This window comes from Vineibacter terrae, from assembly GCF_008039615.1.
Lineage (GTDB): Bacteria > Pseudomonadota > Alphaproteobacteria > Reyranellales > Reyranellaceae > Vineibacter > Vineibacter terrae.
This window is the reverse complement of the sequence record NZ_VDUZ01000026.1, coordinates 92,800-109,455: the sequence shown is the minus strand read 5'-3', so window position 1 is coordinate 109,455 and position 16,656 is coordinate 92,800. Positions and strand designations below refer to the sequence as shown.

16 protein-coding genes and 1 pseudogene are annotated in these 16,656 nt (G+C 65.1%); 7 read left to right on the top strand and 10 right to left on the bottom strand.

Annotated elements, in window-relative coordinates:
• Position 1: 1 nt before the first annotated feature.
• Positions 2 to 895 carry a LysR family transcriptional regulator gene (locus FHP25_RS21990; RefSeq protein WP_147849113.1) on the top strand — a complete coding sequence of 298 codons (894 nt, stop codon included), beginning with the start codon at positions 2 to 4 and terminating at the stop codon, positions 893 to 895.
• On the opposite strand, the gene FHP25_RS21985 is transcribed toward FHP25_RS21990, so the two are convergent.
• A complete protein-coding gene (locus FHP25_RS21985) occupies positions 864 to 1,646 on the bottom strand; it encodes an FMN-dependent NADH-azoreductase (RefSeq protein WP_147849112.1) in 783 nt (260 codons plus the stop codon). The genes FHP25_RS21990 and FHP25_RS21985 overlap by 32 nt on opposite strands.
• A 137-nt stretch (positions 1,647 to 1,783) precedes the next feature.
• On the opposite strand from FHP25_RS21985, the gene FHP25_RS42275 reads away from it, so the two are divergent.
• Complete coding sequence (locus FHP25_RS42275; RefSeq protein ID WP_147849111.1) at positions 1,784 to 2,668, top strand: LysR substrate-binding domain-containing protein; 885 nt, start codon at positions 1,784 to 1,786, stop codon at positions 2,666 to 2,668.
• A 77-nt stretch (positions 2,669 to 2,745) separates the two neighbouring features.
• Here FHP25_RS42275 and hisC read toward each other — a convergent pair whose 3' ends face one another.
• The 4 genes from hisC to FHP25_RS21960 form a co-directional block, all read right to left on the bottom strand.
• A complete protein-coding gene (gene hisC / locus FHP25_RS21975; protein WP_147849110.1) occupies positions 2,746 to 3,828 on the bottom strand; it encodes a histidinol-phosphate transaminase in 1,083 nt (360 codons plus the stop codon).
• A 218-nt stretch (positions 3,829 to 4,046) separates the two neighbouring features.
• Positions 4,047 to 4,418: a VOC family protein gene (locus FHP25_RS21970; RefSeq protein ID WP_147849109.1), complete on the bottom strand. Its 372-nt coding sequence runs from the start codon at positions 4,416 to 4,418 to the stop codon at positions 4,047 to 4,049.
• Positions 4,419 to 4,606: 188 nt separating this feature from the next.
• The gene (locus tag FHP25_RS21965; protein ID WP_147849108.1) at positions 4,607 to 5,005 is read right to left on the bottom strand and encodes an SRPBCC family protein; all 399 of its coding nucleotides are present in this window, start codon (positions 5,003 to 5,005) and stop codon (positions 4,607 to 4,609) included.
• Between the two features lie 70 nt (positions 5,006 to 5,075).
• Positions 5,076 to 5,855, bottom strand: coding sequence for a DUF6597 domain-containing transcriptional factor (locus FHP25_RS21960; RefSeq protein ID WP_147849107.1), 780 nt, complete (start codon positions 5,853 to 5,855; stop codon positions 5,076 to 5,078).
• A gap of 490 nt (positions 5,856 to 6,345) precedes the next feature.
• Between FHP25_RS21960 and FHP25_RS21955 the strand changes: the two genes are divergently transcribed.
• Together FHP25_RS21955 and FHP25_RS21950 are read left to right on the top strand one after the other, a co-directional pair.
• Positions 6,346 to 6,831, top strand: coding sequence for a DUF1772 domain-containing protein (locus FHP25_RS21955; protein ID WP_147849106.1), 486 nt, complete (start codon positions 6,346 to 6,348; stop codon positions 6,829 to 6,831).
• A 6-nt stretch (positions 6,832 to 6,837) separates the two neighbouring features.
• On the top strand, positions 6,838 to 7,563 hold the full coding sequence (locus tag FHP25_RS21950) for a TetR/AcrR family transcriptional regulator (protein ID WP_147849105.1): 726 nt from the start codon (positions 6,838 to 6,840) through the stop codon (positions 7,561 to 7,563).
• A 429-nt stretch (positions 7,564 to 7,992) separates the two neighbouring features.
• Here the strand turns inward: FHP25_RS21950 and FHP25_RS21945 are convergent, their stop codons facing one another.
• Positions 7,993 to 8,565 carry an eCIS core domain-containing protein gene (locus FHP25_RS21945; RefSeq protein ID WP_147849104.1) on the bottom strand — a complete coding sequence of 191 codons (573 nt, stop codon included), beginning with the start codon at positions 8,563 to 8,565 and terminating at the stop codon, positions 7,993 to 7,995.
• 320 nt (positions 8,566 to 8,885) lie between these two features.
• Here FHP25_RS21945 and FHP25_RS41460 point away from each other — a divergent pair, with 320 nt between their 5' ends.
• The 3 genes from FHP25_RS41460 (at position 8,886) to FHP25_RS21935 (ending at position 10,987) form a co-directional block, all read left to right on the top strand.
• A complete protein-coding gene (locus FHP25_RS41460) occupies positions 8,886 to 9,422 on the top strand; it encodes an ATP-binding protein (protein WP_218578504.1) in 537 nt (178 codons plus the stop codon).
• Positions 9,423 to 9,490: 68 nt separating this feature from the next.
• Positions 9,491 to 10,096: an ATP-binding protein gene (locus FHP25_RS41455; protein WP_218578503.1), complete on the top strand. Its 606-nt coding sequence runs from the start codon at positions 9,491 to 9,493 to the stop codon at positions 10,094 to 10,096.
• Between the two features lie 102 nt (positions 10,097 to 10,198).
• A complete protein-coding gene (locus tag FHP25_RS21935; protein WP_147849103.1) occupies positions 10,199 to 10,987 on the top strand; it encodes an SDR family NAD(P)-dependent oxidoreductase in 789 nt (262 codons plus the stop codon).
• A gap of 192 nt (positions 10,988 to 11,179) precedes the next feature.
• On the opposite strand, the gene FHP25_RS21930 is transcribed toward FHP25_RS21935, so the two are convergent.
• The 4 genes and pseudogenes from FHP25_RS21930 to FHP25_RS21915 all read right to left on the bottom strand — a co-directional run bounded on the left by FHP25_RS21930 (position 11,180) and on the right by FHP25_RS21915 (position 16,650).
• A complete protein-coding gene (locus FHP25_RS21930) occupies positions 11,180 to 12,166 on the bottom strand; it encodes an ABC transporter permease (RefSeq protein ID WP_147849102.1) in 987 nt (328 codons plus the stop codon).
• Positions 12,163 to 13,719: a sugar ABC transporter ATP-binding protein gene (locus FHP25_RS21925; RefSeq protein ID WP_147849101.1), complete on the bottom strand. Its 1,557-nt coding sequence runs from the start codon at positions 13,717 to 13,719 to the stop codon at positions 12,163 to 12,165. Before FHP25_RS21925 ends, FHP25_RS21930 begins: the two co-directional genes overlap by 4 nt.
• 435 nt (positions 13,720 to 14,154) lie before the next feature.
• A pseudogene (locus FHP25_RS21920) lies at positions 14,155 to 15,113 on the bottom strand (sugar-binding protein).
• Positions 15,114 to 15,360: 247 nt separating this feature from the next.
• Positions 15,361 to 16,650, bottom strand: coding sequence for an enoyl ACP reductase FabMG family protein (locus FHP25_RS21915; RefSeq protein ID WP_147849100.1), 1,290 nt, complete (start codon positions 16,648 to 16,650; stop codon positions 15,361 to 15,363).
• Positions 16,651 to 16,656: the final 6 nt, after the last annotated feature.

The window sequence follows — 16,656 nt, the reverse complement described above, 5'->3', positions numbered from 1 at the left end:
CATGAGCAGGACCGACCTCAACCAACTGACGTGGTTTCAGGCCGTCGCCGAAGAACGCAGCTTCACCAAGGCGGCGGCAAGGCTCGGGGTGGCGCAATCGACGCTCAGCTACACGATCAAGCAGCTCGAAGCCCGGATGGGCATCCGCCTTCTGACGCGCACCACGCGGAACGTCGCGGCGACCGCCGCAGGCGAAAGGTTGCTGCAGACCATAACGCCGCGCATCGCCGAGATAGAGGACGAGATCGCGGCGCTGATGGCGTTGCGCGAGAAGCCATCGGGCTCGATCCGGCTGACCCTGTCCGACCATGCGCAGGAGAGCGTGGTCTGGCCCAGGCTGAAGCCGGTCCTCGGCGCCTATCCCGACATCCACGTAGAACTGATCCTGGACAGCACCTTCCGCAACATTGTCGAGGAAGGCTTCGACGCCGGCGTCCGGCTTGGAAAAAGCGTCGAGAAAGACATGATCGCGGTCCGGATCGGACCGGACTGGCGCCTGGTCGCCGTGGCTTCACCTGACTATCTTGCGGCGCGCGGCAGGCCTGAACATCCGCAGGATCTGGTCCGGCATGTCTGCATCAACATGCGCCACGAGACCGCCGGCGGCCTTTACGCATGGGAGTTCGAGAAGGATGGACAGGCGCTACGCGTTCGCGTGGACGGCCAACTGACGTTCAACAACTCCTACGCCATGATCGACGCGGCGGTGAGCGGTCTTGGCATCGCCTATGTCCCGGAAGACATCGTCGAGCGGCACATCGCATCCGGATCGCTGGTGCAGGCTCTCGACGATTGGTCACCCTTCTTCGAGGGTTATTTCCTCTATTATCCGAGCCGACGTCAGAACCTTCTTGCATTCAAGGTCATCGTCGACGCGCTTCGCTATCGGGATTGACCGGGAAGTGACGTGATGAGCTGAAGGCCGTGCGTTCGAGCGCCTCGTGTGCGCTCGGGATGACAGGTGTGTCAGGGACTAGCGATCCGGATACGGGCCAGCTCGATCCCAGGCGCAGCGCGATTTCGCGTGTCTTTCGCTTGGCGGCCTCCACTGACCGATAGTGCCTGTCATCCTTGAATTCCTGATACTCGATGGCGACTGTTTCGATCGTTCGGGCGTCGACGCCGAAGTAATGGGCGCAAGCGGCAATTGCGGGGTCGAGCGCGTTCATGTGGCCCCTCTGACCGCCGGCCTCGAAGCCAAACTCGCCGCGTGAAGACAGGACGACGAGCTTCTTGCCGGAGAGGATCGGCTCGATCGGGAAATCCCCGCGTGACGGGTCGAAGGAGAAAGTCCGGCCAATCCGGGCGACGTGGTCGATCCAGCCCTTGAGAGCCGTGGGCAGGCCGTAATTGTACATCGGTGCGCCCATGACGATGATGTCCGCCTCTTCCACTTCGTCGACGAGGCGGTCGGACAGCGCCAGCCGCTCCCTCATCCACCTTTCCCGGGCATGCGGCGGTGTGAAAGCGGCATGAATAAAGCGATGGTCGATCGCCGGGATGGGCTCATATCCCACATCGCGAACGATGATTTCGGTGTCGGGGGCGGCCTTCAAAAATTCCTCGGTGAATATGCCGGTCAGCTTACGGGTCAGGGAGCGATCCTCCAGCTGTGCGCTGGCATCGATCCGCAGCAACGTGGCCATGTGTCTTTCCTCGCATGATGCAAAGTTTCTGTCTGTCCGGAGGTAGCAGGCTTGGAAAAGCTTGGCCAAAGCGCATATCTCAAGGTCACGATGAGCAAGATTCATCGTGGGTTGTTTCGGTCCCGGAGGTCGTATTCTTGCGAAAGCTCCCGCCGCTTCACGCCTTGCGCGCCTTTGAAGCTGCCGCGCGCCATCTGCATTTCACGCATGCAGCCGAGGAACTGCATCTCACGCCTACGGCGATCAGCCATCAGGTGCGGCAGCTGGAGGAAATCCTGGGCGTAGAACTGTTTCGTCGCTATCCGCGACCGCTGCGGCTTTCATCCGCGGGGGAAAAGTTGTTTCCAGTCCTGAGGGATTCTCTTGACCGGATCGCGGGCGCGATCGAACAGCTCTCCGTCGATGGTCGGGGCGATCCGTTGCGGCTGTCCGTCACGATGGCCTTCGCCAGCAGATGGTTGATGCCCCGGCTGCCGGACCTGCGTCGACAGACGGGACTTACCGTTGTCGTCGAGGCGGAGGACCGTGTCGCGGACCTGCATGCGTCGGACATCGACATGGCGATCCGCTACGCTGAACGGCCGAACTCGGATGCCGAGTGGCACCGGCTGTTTCCGGACCGCATAGTACCTGCATGCGCGCCGAGCCTGATCGAAAATCGAGGACAGCTTTCGCCTGACCAGATTCTGGCATTGCCATTGCTGCACTATCGCTGGAAGTCCGGGTCGGCCAACGCGCCGAGCTGGGAGCGTTGGCACGCACTGACCCGGGCCGAGGCTGCACTGCCACGCACGATCCAAACGTTCTCTGAGGAAATCCACGCGATCGAGGCGGCGGTCGCGGGTCACGGCGCAGTGCTGGCCTCCCAGCACCTCATCACAGACCTGTTGAATGCGGGTTCGCTGATACTGCTTTCAGATATTTCCCTGCCTGGCCCGACATACTGGGCTGTGCTCCTGTCCAGCCACCCACGCAGAGATAGGCTGGAGAGCTTGCTGAACTGGTTCCGGCAGCAGGCATGAAAGCCGGCTCCGGTTCCTTTGAGTATCAGCTCGCCGTCAGCACTGTCACCGTGAGGCTGCGCAGCGGCGCGTCTTCATCATCGATCGGCATTGGTGACGGAAATGTCCAGGATGTCCATCAGCGCTGCGATCAGCCGCCGGGTGTCGTCCTCCGTCCCGACGGTGATGCGCAGATAGGGCGCCGTGCGCGGCTTGTTGAAATGCCGCACCAGCACCGCACGCTCACGCAACGCCGCCGCCAGGTCCGGCCCGCCTCTGGCGGGATGCCTGGCGAAGACGAAGTTCGCGCTCGACGGCAGGACAACCATGCCGAGCCCGGCCAGCGCCTGCGTCATCGCTTGCCGTGCCGTGACGACCCTGGCGCAGGTGTCGCGGAAATAGGCTTCGTCGCGGACCGAGGCCGTCGCGCCGGCCTGCGCGATGCGGCCGAGCGGGTAGGAGTTGAAGCTGTCCTTCACGCGGCGCAGCGCCTCGATCAGCCCCACGTCGCCCAGCGCATAGCCGACGCGCAGGCCGGCCAGGGCCCGCGATTTCGACATCGTCTGCACGACCAGCAGGTTCGGATGATCGGCGATCAGCGGAACGGCGCTTTCGCCGCCGAAATCGACATAGGCCTCGTCGATCAGCACCGGGATGTCGGGATGCTCCTGGAGCAGCCGGGCGATCTCGGCGCGCGGCAATGCGATGCCGGTCGGCGCGTTGGGGTTGGCGATCACGATCGATCCTGCCGTGCGGCGATAGTCGTCGACCCTGACATGCATGGTGTCGTCCAGCGGCACGGCTTCGCAGGCGATGCCGAACAACTGGGCCCACACGGCGTAGAAGCTGTAGGTGACGTCCGGAAACAGCAGCTTCCTTGACTGCTTCAGAAGCGCGACGAAGGCATGCGCCAGCACCTCGTCCGAGCCGTTGCCGACGAACACCTGCCCGGGCTTCAGGCCGTGGCGGTCGGCGAGCGCCGCGCGCAGCTCGGTCGCCTCGGGATCCGGATAGAGCCGCAAGGCATCGCTGGCGGCGGACCGCATCGCTTCCAGCGCGAGCGGCGACGGACCAAACGGGCTTTCGTTGGTGTTGAGCTTCACCAGATCGGCGATACGCGGCTGCTCGCCCGGCACATAGGGCGAAAGCTCACGCGCGGTCTGGCTCCATAACAGGGTCATCGGGGCGTCCGGGTCGGGGAGGGCGGCAGCGCCGGAAGCGTGCGCCGCCTGCGCCGTCAGTGTGGCAGGCCGAGCGTCTTCGTTCCAGCAGCTCCTCGCGCCGGTTCGCCGACCCGGGTGCTCCCGGCGCATCCGGGCTCCTGCGCGGCCGAACGCTGGGATGCGTGCATGCAGCACCTGGCTGCACGCACCCGTGCGCCGCGTCGCTCGACCGGCCTTCACTTGTTCGACCAGACGGCCAGCTCGTAGCCGTCCGGATCAGAGAAGTGAAAGCGTCGCCCGCCGGGGAAAGAGTAGGCGGGCTTCACGATGCTCCCGCCCGCCTCTTCAATTCGGCGCTGAGCTTCAGCGAGATCGCTTGCGTAGAGAATGACCAGGGGTCCGCCTCCTTTGATGCCGCCCCCTGGATCGCCATCGGCGCGGAGCGCGAAACCGCCGGTCAGCCGACCATCGCTGAATTCGCAATAGCCCGGACCATAGTCCTTGAAAGACCAGCCGAATGCCTTGCCGTAGAAGCGCCCTGAGCGGCTTATGTCACCAACTGAAAACTCGACATAGTCAATGCGATGATTGTTGCCGGACATGGCCATGGATCATCTCCTTTGTGATCGCAGGGCATATGGGAGCACCGGTGCTGTCTCCTCGCCCCGTGGCAGCGCTACGGTGTCCACGCATCTTCACTGTCATCCCTCGCTGGCGCTCGGGATGACGGTCCTATTGTGAATGCCGCGGGGCGAGGGGTGAACGGCGCCATATGCGATCACCCTGCTTGATCGGGTCAGGGTTCGAGCAGCGTCTTGAGCGCCTTGAGATCGCGTTCCACGGCGGCGGCATCCGCGGCGAAAGCTTCCTCTGTCATTCGAGGGGTCCTCAGGAGCGTGAACATGACTTCGGCGCCAGTGCCGTTCGGCACCACGCGCATGGCATTGCGGGTTTCCCCGTCCACGCCCCAAACCGTATGGTCAAGCACATTGAATTCGTTTGGCCGAGAGAAGCGAATCCGAATGAGGCGGCCCTGCGGATCTTCCGCGGTCCATTCCTCGCCTGACTTTTCAAAGCGCCTGCCGAGGCCGGCTGCCCACCGCGGAAAGTTCTCCGGCATGGAAGCGAAGCCATAGACTTCGCGATAGTCGCGATCGATCGAGACGGAGATCGTGCGGGATGGATGGATGGTCATGTTCGCCTCCTTGAACGGCAAAGGATCGATAAGGCGGCGGAAAGCCGGACGTATTGAACAAAACGGCCAGTCAGGCGCGGATTTGCGAGAGAACCGCTGCCGGCGAGAATCCGGACAAGCGCCGGACCTCGCGCGTGAGGTGGGCTTGGTCGGCGTATCCGGCCGCGGCGGCAAGGCCGGCGAGTCGCGGGCGGCCGGAGGCCTGGGCGAGCCTTAGAAATCGCTGGAAACGCAGGATGCGATCGAGCGTCTTCGGTCCATAGCCGAAGGCTTCTTCGCAACGGCGGCGGAGCGTTCGCGGGCTCATGTCGAGGCGGTCAAGAACAATGGCCATTCCCTTGCCGCCGGACCCGGTTCCAAGCACGTTGAAGACAAAGCCCATGTCCGGTGCCGGAGCATCCACATCCGGCGCGATCCGGACGAGCGCCTCCTGTAGCACGCGCATGCGCGTGGCGATGGTTTCCTGGTCGCCAATTCTTGCTGCGATCTCGCGTGCCCGCGCACCCCAGAACGCGGCGAGCGCGATCCGGCTGTCCACAAGCTCCGACATTGGCAGGCCAAGCCACTTCGCGGCAGCGCCGGGACGGAAGCGGATCCCGACGACGGTGCCAGCCGCGGCGATCGGCGACACGGCGACGCCGACATCAGGTCCGGCCACGATCAGCTCGCCGGCGATCCACGTGAGGTCAATGCAGCCATCAGGCACGACCGCCAGGCTGGCGCCGTGGCCGTGGACAAGTGCATTGGACCAGATGCACTGGAAATGCCGCTCGAGGGCAGCGGCCGGACGGAACTCCCGGTAACCTCCCGTCGCACCTGAAAGGACAAGGGCTTCTTCATCCGATCTCACTGCGGCCCTCCCGTGACGCCCGGCGGCATGGATCCGGAACTGACACAGGATATAGGCGTGACGCGACGCTGGGTCGCGACAAACCACCCGCCGCCGTCGCTACACGGCTCCCCAGGGCGCCCAGGGCGACCGCATATCGCCATATGCAATCTCATCCCGAGCAGGCCGCATAGCGGCCGTCCCCCGAAGGATGGGCTCCAGATCCGGTCGATTGCTTCAGCCATTTGTCGCACCGTTCGTGCAGCGGCCCACCCTTGGGTTGGGCGATCGCATATGGCGCGACGCCGCGCTGGTGCCCCCGTCATCCCGAGCGCAGCGAGGGATCTCCTGCGAATAGCGCACCGTGCGTCTTGCCGCAGGAGATCCCTCGCTACGCTCGGGATGACAGGACGGCCATATGCGATCGCCCTGCACCCTTGGGCATCCTTGCAAATCACCTCGTTTGGTGTACGCTGTATATATGAGACGTACACAAAACGAAAGCTCCGGCATGTTCCTGGCGCTCTCCGTGTTGGCTCTGCTGCTGGTGGCCGTGACAATGGGCCTGTCGCTGGCCCATGCGCTGGAGTTCCCGGGAAAGCTGCGGCTCGATGAGCCGACCTACCGGTCCGTCCAGGCGATCTACTATCCCGGCTTCACGGTTGGCGGGCTCGTCGGGGAGTTCGGCGGCATGCTCGTTCTCGCCGTGCTGCTCTTTCTGACATCGACGAATACCGACCGGTTCTGGTGGACCGCCGCGGCGCTTTCTCTGTTGATTGTCGGTCACGCGACATACTGGCTTGTCACGCATCCCGTGAACAGCGCATGGCTAAAGGATACCCAGCTCGGCGGCGCGAGCCAGTTCTTCTTCGGGCTCCTTTCCGCTCCCGACGCGGACTGGCGTCACATGCGCAACGTTTGGGAGTGGTCCCATGTCGCGCGCGCCGGCTTCGCGACACTTGGCTTTCTATCGATGACGATGGCGGTGGCCCGTTAGAGAGCCATGGCGAAGCAGACGGCAACCGGGAAGCGAAGACCTCGTTCCGGCATGAAGCGGGGAGTTCTTTCGCGCGACAAGCTCATTGCGGCCGCCATCGAGCTTGTCGACGATGAGGGCGCGGACGCCCTGACGATACGGGCCCTCGCAGACGCGGTCGGTGTGACCCCGATGGCGCTCTACAATCACTTCAGCAGCAAGCGCGATCTTCTCGCCGCCGTTGCCGAGCACATCATCAGCGGCGCGCAATTCGACGGCCAGCATGCGGATTGGCGAGAGCAGATTCACCACTGCTTCGGCGTCGTTCGGAATTTGTGCCTTCGACATCCGGGCTTGCCTGGCCTGCTCGAGCAGGATGGTGCGGCGCCCGGAACGGCGTTCGGTCCGATGGAGGTGACGCTGCGAGCACTGCAATCGCAAGGAATGAACGAGCTCGACAGCGTCAGAACCTTCTTCCTCCTCATCGGGTACACGCTGAGCCAGGCGGCATATCAGGCTCGCCCTGTTCCCGCGCTCGAGCCGTCCGAAAAGATTCGGACCGAACGCATCGCCGGCCGGGGCTATGGCGCCGTCGAGCGCATCGAGATGCCGCCGACCTGGGACTTCGACGCGAGCTTTGCCTTCGGCATCTCGCTCATTCTGAACGGCGTTGAGGCCACTGCGCAAAAGTCTTCTCCCGGCGGCGATCAACGGCCGTCCCGACGACGTAGCGCGCGAAAGGAAGGGAATTGATGCTGGTACCGACCATCACCACAGGGTGAGTCGCGACCGGGCAGGACGATCGCATATGGCGTTGGCAACGGTCTTGGGCGACGCGAGCGATTCATTGAACCACTGGTTCGCACGGAACCATCAATGACGCAAAATCCGGGCTCTCGGCCCGTGCGTATCGACGGTTCAAGAGATCCTTCGCTTCGCTCGGGAGTGACAGATGCGATCGCCCGACCCTCCGGGGCGAGAAGCCGGCGGTCCGGGCAATGAGCTTGCGGGATGGATGGGCAAGCGCGTCGAGCAGCAGAAAAGGTGCTGAGCGAGCGGGCGGCCTGGCCTCCATCATTCGGGCACCGGCGGCCCGAGCCGGGAATCTGCAATTCGCCGGCACCGTTGACGGATCGGAGATCCCGCTCGCCGCCTCGACAAGGCGGTGGGCGGTAGCTGCGATCAACCGGCCGACGAGACCAGGCGCGGCCGCGGGTAGTGACGGGGCGCCGGCGCGGCCGGCTGCTGGGCGGCAGCGGCCTGCTGCACGCGCCGTGCGCCCCGGATGGCGCCGCTGCGGTCGGGCGTGACCGCCGACCTCAGGCCGCCATCAATCACTTCGGCCGCCAGGCGATCGGCCTCGGCCTCGCAGGTATCCTCGTCGTCGCCCAGGGCCACCGTCTCGGACGACCCGGACGACCAGGAGGCGCGCCAGCTGAGCACGGGGCTGTCGGCCGCCCGCTGCTGCAGGACGTGCACCAGCTCGTGCGCCACCAGCCACCGCCCCTCGGCGGAGTAGGGCTCGTATTCGCCGTCGGCGAACAGGATGTCGTTGCCCAGCGTCAGCGCGCGCGCCTTGAGCGTGTCGCACAGGTGGGAGGCGACGGCGCCGGTGTGCACGCGCACGTCGCTGAGGTCGGTGCCGAAGCGCGCCTCCATGAAGCGGCGCAGCGACGGCGTCAAAGCCATTTCATTGCCGAACGCCAGCCAGATCTTCAGCAGGTCACGCGGGATAAGGATCTCGGCGGTGCTCATGGTCAGGTCCCCGTCTGAGAACCGTGTCGCCAGCGGCGGGTCGGGCCTGTGCCCGGTCCGGCATCGCCGGCGCCAACGTCTCACTCTGAAAAGTGAGTGATCGCTTCTATATGTGAGTGGATACTCACCGTCAAGCGGGTTCAGGGGCTGTGCAGTAAGGCCTGTGGATAACTTTGCGCCGGGGGAGATATTGCCAGACCGAACAACCGCCGGGGCATCGAGCGGACAACCTGCAGCGCCGGAGCGGGAGCATATCTTTCAAGAGCCGATGCGACGCCGATTGTGCCTACGCAGGGTATTGAGTAAAAATACTCAATGTAATGAGTAAATCGTCAAACACCTTTCAGCGTTCGCAGGTCGCCGAGCTCGCCCGGCGGCTGGTGGAGCCGCGACGGTTCATTCAGGTCGTGGCGGGTGCGCGGCAAGTGGGCAAGACCACCCTGGTCCAGCAGGTCATCGAAAATCTACGGCAGCCGGCTCATTACGCCAGCGCCGACGAACCGACCTTGCGCGGCAGCATGTGGATCGCCCAGCAATGGGAGACCGCACGCCTGGCAATGGGCAATGGCAGCGAAGCAGAGGCCGTGCTGGTGCTCGACGAGATCCAAAAGATCCCGGGCTGGTCCGAGTCGGTGAAGCGACTATGGGACGAGGATAGCCGCATGCGGCGGCGGCTCAAGGTGGTGGTGCTGGGCTCGGCGCCGCTGCTCGTCGCGCGCGGGCTGACGGAGAGCCTGGCCGGACGCTTCGAAGTGCTGCATGTGCCGCATTGGTCGTTTGCCGAGATGCGCGATGCCTTCGGCTGGTCGCTGGACGAGTACCTGTTCTTCGGGGATATCCGGGTGCCGCGCCGCTGATCGGCGATCCTCAGCGCTGGTCCCGCTACATCACCGAAAGCCTGATCGAAACCTCGATCTCGCGTGATGTGCTGCTGCTGTCGCGCGTGGACAAGCCGGCGCTGCTGCGGCGCCTCTTCGAGCTCGCATGCCGTTATTCTGGGCAGGTGCTGTCCTACACCAAGATGCTGGGACAGCTGCAAGATGCCGGCAACACCACCACGCTGGCCCACTACCTCGACCTGCTGGCCGGCGCCGGCATGGTGCGCAGCCTGCACAAGTATGCAGGCGACGCCGCGCGCACGCGCGCGTCGAGCCCCAAGCTCCAGGTCCTCAACACGGCCCTGATCACGGCGATCTCGGGCCTGACGCCGACGGAAGCACGTGCGGATCGCGAGTTCTGGGGGCACCTCGTCGAGTCGGCCGTAGGCGCACATCTGGCCAATGCGGCCGCTTGCGGCTTGGGCACGGTCCACTATTGGCGCGAGCGGAACCAGGAAGTCGATTTCGTCATGACGGCGGGGCGCCGCCTGACCGCGATCGAGGTCAAGAGTGGGCGCGCGCCCCAGATGCATCGCGGCATGGCTCCCTTCGCGGCCGCGTTCAAGCCGCAACGAAGCCTCCTCGTTGGTGGTGACGGCATTGCGCTCGGCGCGTTCCTCGAGCGGCCGGCCGAGCACTGGGTCTGCCGCTGAGCGGAAGTTCCCGCGCCGCGCTCGCGAGACGGTCCCGATTTTCGGGCACAATCATCCGGGAAGGTGCGCGAGCACGATGGACGACCGATCGAGGAGAGGGACATGGCAGGACGTCTCGAGGGCAAGGTGGCGGTGGTGACGGGGGCGGCGCCGCGGGGCGAGGGCGTCGGCAACGGCATGGCGACAGCGATCCTGTTCGCGCGCGAAGGCGCCAAGGTGGTGCTGGTGAACCGCAGCGCCGAGCGCGCCGAGAAGCTGGCGCGGCAGATCCGGGACGAAGGCGGTGAGGCCGCGGTGTTCGCGGGCGATGTCGCCAGGCCGGAGGTCGCCGAGGCGATGGCCGCGTTCGCCGTCGACACCTACGGCCGCCTCGACGTGCTGCACAACAATGTCGGCATCGGCGCCGTGGGAACGCCCGAGACGGTCACGCTGGAGGACTGGCACAAGGTGCTGGAGGCCAACCTCACCACCACCATGCTGTGCACGCGCTACTGCCTGCCCCGGATGAAGGCGGGCGGCGGCGGCTCGATCATCATGGTGTCGTCGATCGCCGGTGTGCTCGGCCTGATGGGCAGCGCCGGCACGGTGGCCTACGCCACGGCCAAGGCCGGGCTGCACGGCTTCACCCTATCGGTGGCCGCCGACCACGCGACCCAGAACATCCGCGCCAACTGCATCATCGTGGGATCGGTGTACACGCCGATGGTGGCGCATATGGGCGAGGAAGCGCGCGAGCGGCGCAAGAACATGGTGCCGATGAAGACCGAGGGCACGGCCTGGGACGTCGCCCACGGCGCGGTCTATCTCGCCTCGGACGAGTCGCGCTGGGTGACCGGCATCCTGCTGCCGATCGACGGCGGGCTCGTGGCGCTGCGGCAGTGGCCGCGGTAGCGCAAGCTTCCTGCAGCGGCCTGTCGCCCTGAGCGCAGCGATCGGCCCCTCCTGTCGTCCTGAGCGAAGCGAAGGACCCTGCGGTGGTGCATCAAACACGATAGGCGCTGGTGATCGCCAGCACCTACGCTCTTTGGACCACCCACCGCAAGGTCCTTCGCTTCGCTCAGGACGACAGCGGATGCAGCTGGTCTAATCCGCGACGCCGTTCGCCGTGCGCGCCGCCTCGCGGATGCGCCGGCGCTCGCGGAAGGAGCCCCATTGCTGGTCGACCAGCACGCCGACCAGGATCACCGTGCCCATCACGGCGAAATTGAGCGACGAGGGGATGCCCAGCAGGTTGACGAGGTTCTGCAGCACCTGCAGCAGGATCGTGCCGAGGATGACGCCGACGATCGAGCCCTCGCCGCCGCGCAGCGAGAAGCCGCCCAGGACCGCGGCCGCGATGGCATAGAGCTCGTAGAAATTCGCGTGCGAGGAGGGCGACACCGAGCGCGTGTACATGGCGAAGAATATGGCGGCGATGGCCGTCAGCCCGGCGCAGATCGTGTAGGCCGCGATGATCACCGCGCCGGTGCGGATGCCCGAGAACCTGGCGGCCTCCTCGTTCTTGCCGACGGCGAAGAGGTAGCGGCCGAACACCGAGCGGTGGAGCACGATCCAGGCGATCACGGCCACCACCGCCAGCACGAACACCGATGTCGGGATGCCCCAGGGCCGCGCCACGAAGAAATCGAGGCCGGGATAGGTGGTGCCGAACGGAAAGCCGGCCGTGGCGTCCGCCGTGTAGCCGCGCGACGCGCCGCGGTAGATCAGCAGGCCGCAGAGCGTCACCACGAAGGGCTGGATGTGCAGCCTGGCGATCAGCAGCCCGTGGGCGAGGCCGAGCAGCAGGCCGATGCCCATGACGATCGCCGCCGCGAGCGGCCAGGGCACGCCCAGCCGGCCCACCATGTCGACGAAGAGCACGCCCAGCAGCGCGATCATGGAGCCGACCGAGAGGTCGATGCCGCCGGTGATGATGACGAAGCCCTGGGCGATCGAGAACAGGCCGAACAGGGCGATGAGGTTGGCCGTGTTGGCGAGATTGTTGGGCGACAGGAACAGCGGGTTGACCAGGTAGACGCCCAGGCCGACGACGAGGATGAGGATCAGCAGGCCCAGATCTTTCTTGGTCACGCCGTTGCTCCCGCGTTGTCGATGCCGTAGCCTACCGCGAGCATGAGCACATTCTCCTCGCTGAACCGGTCGCGATCCAGCATCCCGGAAATGCGTCCCTCGTGCATGACCGCGATGCGGTCGGAAACGCCGATCACCTCTTCCATGTCGGACGAGATCATCAGCACCGCGACGCCGGCGTCCGCCAGGCCGCGCATCAGGCGGTAGATCTCGAACTTCGCCCCGACATCGATGCCGCGGGTCGGCTCGTCGAGAATGATCACCCGCGGGTTCATCGCCAGCCATTTGGCCAGCGCGACCTTCTGCTGGTTGCCGCCCGACAAGGCGCCGGTGCGCGCCGCCACGCCGGGCGCGCGGATGTCGAGGTCGGCCTTGCTCTTCTCGGCGCGCCGGGCCTCGGCGGCCGGCAAGACGATGCCGCCGCGCGCGTAGGCTTCGAGGTTGGGCAGGGTGATGTTCTGGGCGATCGACATGTCGAGCAGGATGCCGGCCTCCTTGCGGTTTTCCGGCACGAGGAAGATGCCGCGCCCGGTGGCGCTGCGGGTGCTGGTGATGGCGAGCGGAGCGCCGCCGAGGACGACGGACCCGCCATAGATCGGATCGATGCCGAAGAGCGCCCGGGCCAGCTCGCTGCGGCCGGAGCCGACGAGCCCCGCCAGGCCCAGGATCTCGCCGCGGTGCAGGTCGAGGTCCACCGGATGGTGCGGATAGGCGGCAGTGCGGATGGCGCGCGCCGACAGCACGACCTCGCCGCGCGGCGCGCCGGGGGCGGTGTAGACCACCTTCAGATCGCGGCCGATCATCAACCGGACAAGCTTCTGGTAGGTGATCTCAGAGCGCTCGAGGCGGCCGGCGAGCTGGCCGTCGCGCAGCACGACCACGCGATCGCAGGCGCGTTCGATCTCGTGCAGCCGGTGCGAGATGAAGATGGTGGCGATGCCGTCCGCCTTCAGGCTGCCGATGACCTCGAGCAGCTTCTCGGTCTCGCGCAGCGGCAGGCTGGAGGTCGGCTCGTCGAGGATGATCAGGCGCGCATCGTAGCTCAGCGCCTTGGCGATCTCGACAATCTGCTGCTGCGCCAGCGACAGCCGGCGCACCGGCACGTCGGGGCCGAAATTCGCGCCCAGCCGCTTGAGCAGCGGCGCCACCGCCTGCCGCTGCCGCCGGGTGTCGACAAGATTGAGCAGCCCGTACCTGCGCGGCTCACGGCCGATGAACACGTTGGCCGCGACATCGAGATTGTCGAAGAGATTGAGCTCCTGGTGGACGAAGGCGATGCCGGCGCCGATCGACTGGCCGACCGTCAGGGCCGCGCGCGGCGCGCCGTCGACCTCGATCGTGCCGCGGTCCGGCGCGATGACGCCGCCCAGGATGTTCATCAAGGTCGACTTGCCGGCGCCGTTCTCGCCGACCAGGCCGATGACCTCGCCGCTTCCGACCTCGAGGTCCAGGCCGGCCAGCGCGACGACGCCGGGATAGGATTTCCGCACGCCGCGCAGCCGCAGGAACGGCTGCACGGCACGCGGCGACGGCGCGGGAGCGGTGGCGGTCATGGCATTTGACGTCGGGGATTGGCTATCGCCATGGCGGAGCTGCTGAAGCGAACGGCTTCACCACAGAGGCACAGAGGACACAGAGAAAAACACAGAGGAACGCGGGGGCGCACGCTGGGCGTGCGCAACGACTGCTCTCTGTGTGCCACTGTGCCCTCAAGAATCTTCGCAAGCCGCGATGATTTTTGTAGCCTTCATGGTGAGCACAGGTGAATGCGAAGCATTCACCTGTGCTCACCATGAAGCGCTTTCCCCGCATTTGGTTGCGGCCAGAGGCTGCGCTGTGCCTCTGTGGTGAAATCTTCCAACGGAACGCACTCGTTGCCTCGAGCGGGGAACGACTCACCGCAGGATCCTTCGCTTCGCTCAGGATGACAGGAGCCATTTGCGATGGCCCGGAAGCGCAAGGGGACGCCCTGCGCTTCCGGACGCGCCTTAGCGGGCGCTCGCGAGCTTTGCCTTCAGGTCGGCCTCGAACGCCTCGACATTGGCCTTGCTGATCACCTTGGTGGGCACGATGATCAGCTTGTCCTTCGGCACGCCCGATTTGTCGCCCTCGAGATACTTCGCCATCAGCTTCATGCCCTGATAGCCCCACTCGAAGGGCTGCTGCACGACGGTGGCGGCGAACGCGCCCTGCTTCACGGCGCCCAGCGTGACCGGATCCTCGTCGAACGCCACCACGGTGATCTTGCCGAGCTTGCCCGCGACCTGCAGCGCCTCGTAGATCTTGGGCGGGTTGTAGGAATAGAATCCGACCATGCAGTTGATCTCGGGCTTGGCCACCAGGACGTCGTCGACGTTGGTGCGCGCCTTGGTGAAGTCGACGTCGTCGCCGCGCACGTCCACCAGCTCGATGCCCTTGCCCGCGATCGCCTTCTTGAAGCCGGCGATGCGCTCCCTGGCGTTGTCGGCGCCGAGGAAGCCGACGAAGCCCATGCACTTGCCGGGCTTGCCGGCCATGGCCTTGACCATCTCCTCGCCGGCCTGGACGCCGGCATCGGTGTTGGACGAGCCGAGATAGGCGATGCGCTTGGAGTCGGGCGCGTCCGAATCCGTGGTGAACAGCGGCACCTGGGCGGCGATGCGGTTGAAGGCGTCGATGGAGTTCTTCGGGTCGGATGACGAGATCATGATGGCGGCGACGCCCGACGTGACGAGATCGTCCATCAGCGAGTTCTGCGCCGCGGCCGTGCCCTGGGCAGGATAGCGGAACTGCAATTGAAGTTGGGCAGCTCGCCTTGCGCCTTCTTCACGCCGGCTTCGGCGAGCTTCCAGAAGTCGGAGGACGCATTCACGACAAATGCCAGCTTCTTCTTGTCCTGCACCAGGGCCGGTCCGCCGAGGACCAGGCCGGCCATCGCCGCCGCAGCCAGCAGAAATCTGTAGCGCATGTTTCCGTCTGATTGTGTCTGACAGCCGGTGAACGAACTCCATCAGGTTGCACGGAAACCCGAACTGGCCAGCCAGGGATGCTTCAATGCCGGTCCCGCCAGCCGCCGAATCTGCCTCAAAAGAGGAGGGTCTTGCCACTTCTTTCCGATGAGCGGCTCGCGAGGTTGCAGGATCTGGAACCCTGCTCGTCTCGCCGCTTTCTGCGCGTGGAGCGCTTCTGGCGGTGAGCCCGGCGCGGCTCCCGGGCTAATGAAGGCTTGCCGCCGTCACGAATTGATGACCGATCCACCATGTGGGTTCGCGCGGGTTCAGCGCCTCACGCAGCATGGCGTGGCCGCAGGCTTTGATCACGACCTCGCTGAGCGTCGCGGTGAGAAGGTCGCGGCGGTCCTTGTGCATGTCGACAAGCCTCCTGGACGTCGCCTGCATCAATTCCATCTGCTCGGGGCCGCTGTGTTGTGGCCATTGATCAAACTGCGTCCAGCGCTGAATGATGTCCGAACCGAAATAGCCGTCGGTGAGCTCGATCAACGCATCAACAGTGTGCTCCGGTCTCAACAGACGGGTGCACTGCGCCATCAGCTTCCGGGTGACGGCATGATCGGGAGCCTCTTTCCTGAAAGCGCCCAGCAGCGGGTAGAGCGCGATTTCAACACCTTGGAATATCGAGCTCGAGTTGGTCAAAATCTCCGGCGCATTGAAGACACAGACCCTGATGCCATCGCTGGTCGCGCGGCGGGCGATATTTTCGAGCTCAAGCTTTGCGAAACCCTGCAGGTAAGGTGAATAGCTCTGCCATTGATATCCACCCGAAACATAGATCTCGGCGCCATGATAGCCGTAGGCCACGTAAGAAACCTGACCGCCCTGCTTGGCGACCCGGTCGCGTAGTCCGGCGCTCAGCTCGATCAGATCGCCAAGACTGTTCGCGGTGACGTCCATGAAGCTCATTTCGCAGAAGCGGCCCACGTCACCGCTCCAGAATTCCTTCGAGGAGACATCGCTGCCCTTGAATACCCGACTCATGATGGGCGCGATGATTTTCGCGCGCGGAACGCCGCCGGCCATGGTGTGGGCGATCAGAACGTTGGCGCCCGCGGGAATCTGCTTCTCGAGCTCGGCCAGATACTGCTTCACACGCGCCCGAAAACCGTCACGGCCGACCGCGCGAGCCTCTTCCACTTGCGCAAGATCAAGCGTGGCCTTGTTCCACTCGCTCAGCTTCAAGCCTTTGAGCTGATCGCACGGACTGACGCCCTGGCTCGATCGTGCCAGGTCGAAGCCGCACTCCAGCGGGACATTCACCAAGGGCTGGTCTTTCGTAGCCAGCTCATCCGCCGTCAACGGACGCAGCTGGTCGTTCTCATCGCGGCGTCCCACCGTGCCGTGGATGACTTTCATCCCGGCTTTTCTGGCCTCTTCGATCAGGCCGTTGACGTAGCCGCGCGCAAACACCTCGCCGAAAACGACCAGGACGTCTTTCGCGCCATAGCCTGAAACGGCATCGACGTGACGAAGCGGCTTGAGCTGATGCACGCCCAT

Excerpts from the sequence above, each read along its gene's own strand:
- FHP25_RS21990 (WP_147849113.1), top strand. The coding sequence starts at position 2 with ATGAGCAGGACCGACCTCAACCAACTGACGTGGTTTCAGGCCGTCGCC.
- FHP25_RS21985 (WP_147849112.1), bottom strand. The coding sequence starts at position 1,646 with ATGGCCACGTTGCTGCGGATCGATGCCAGCGCACAGCTGGAGGATCGC.
- hisC (WP_147849110.1), bottom strand. The coding sequence starts at position 3,828 with ATGACCCTGTTATGGAGCCAGACCGCGCGTGAGCTTTCGCCCTATGTG.
- FHP25_RS21970 (WP_147849109.1), bottom strand. The coding sequence starts at position 4,418 with ATGGCCATGTCCGGCAACAATCATCGCATTGACTATGTCGAGTTTTCA.
- FHP25_RS21965 (WP_147849108.1), bottom strand. The coding sequence starts at position 5,005 with ATGACCATCCATCCATCCCGCACGATCTCCGTCTCGATCGATCGCGAC.
- FHP25_RS21955 (WP_147849106.1), top strand. The coding sequence starts at position 6,346 with ATGTTCCTGGCGCTCTCCGTGTTGGCTCTGCTGCTGGTGGCCGTGACA.
- FHP25_RS21950 (WP_147849105.1), top strand. The coding sequence starts at position 6,838 with ATGGCGAAGCAGACGGCAACCGGGAAGCGAAGACCTCGTTCCGGCATG.
- FHP25_RS21945 (WP_147849104.1), bottom strand. The coding sequence starts at position 8,565 with ATGAGCACCGCCGAGATCCTTATCCCGCGTGACCTGCTGAAGATCTGG.
- FHP25_RS41460 (WP_218578504.1), top strand. The coding sequence starts at position 8,886 with ATGAGTAAATCGTCAAACACCTTTCAGCGTTCGCAGGTCGCCGAGCTC.
- FHP25_RS21935 (WP_147849103.1), top strand. The coding sequence starts at position 10,199 with ATGGCAGGACGTCTCGAGGGCAAGGTGGCGGTGGTGACGGGGGCGGCG.
- FHP25_RS21925 (WP_147849101.1), bottom strand. The coding sequence starts at position 13,719 with ATGACCGCCACCGCTCCCGCGCCGTCGCCGCGTGCCGTGCAGCCGTTC.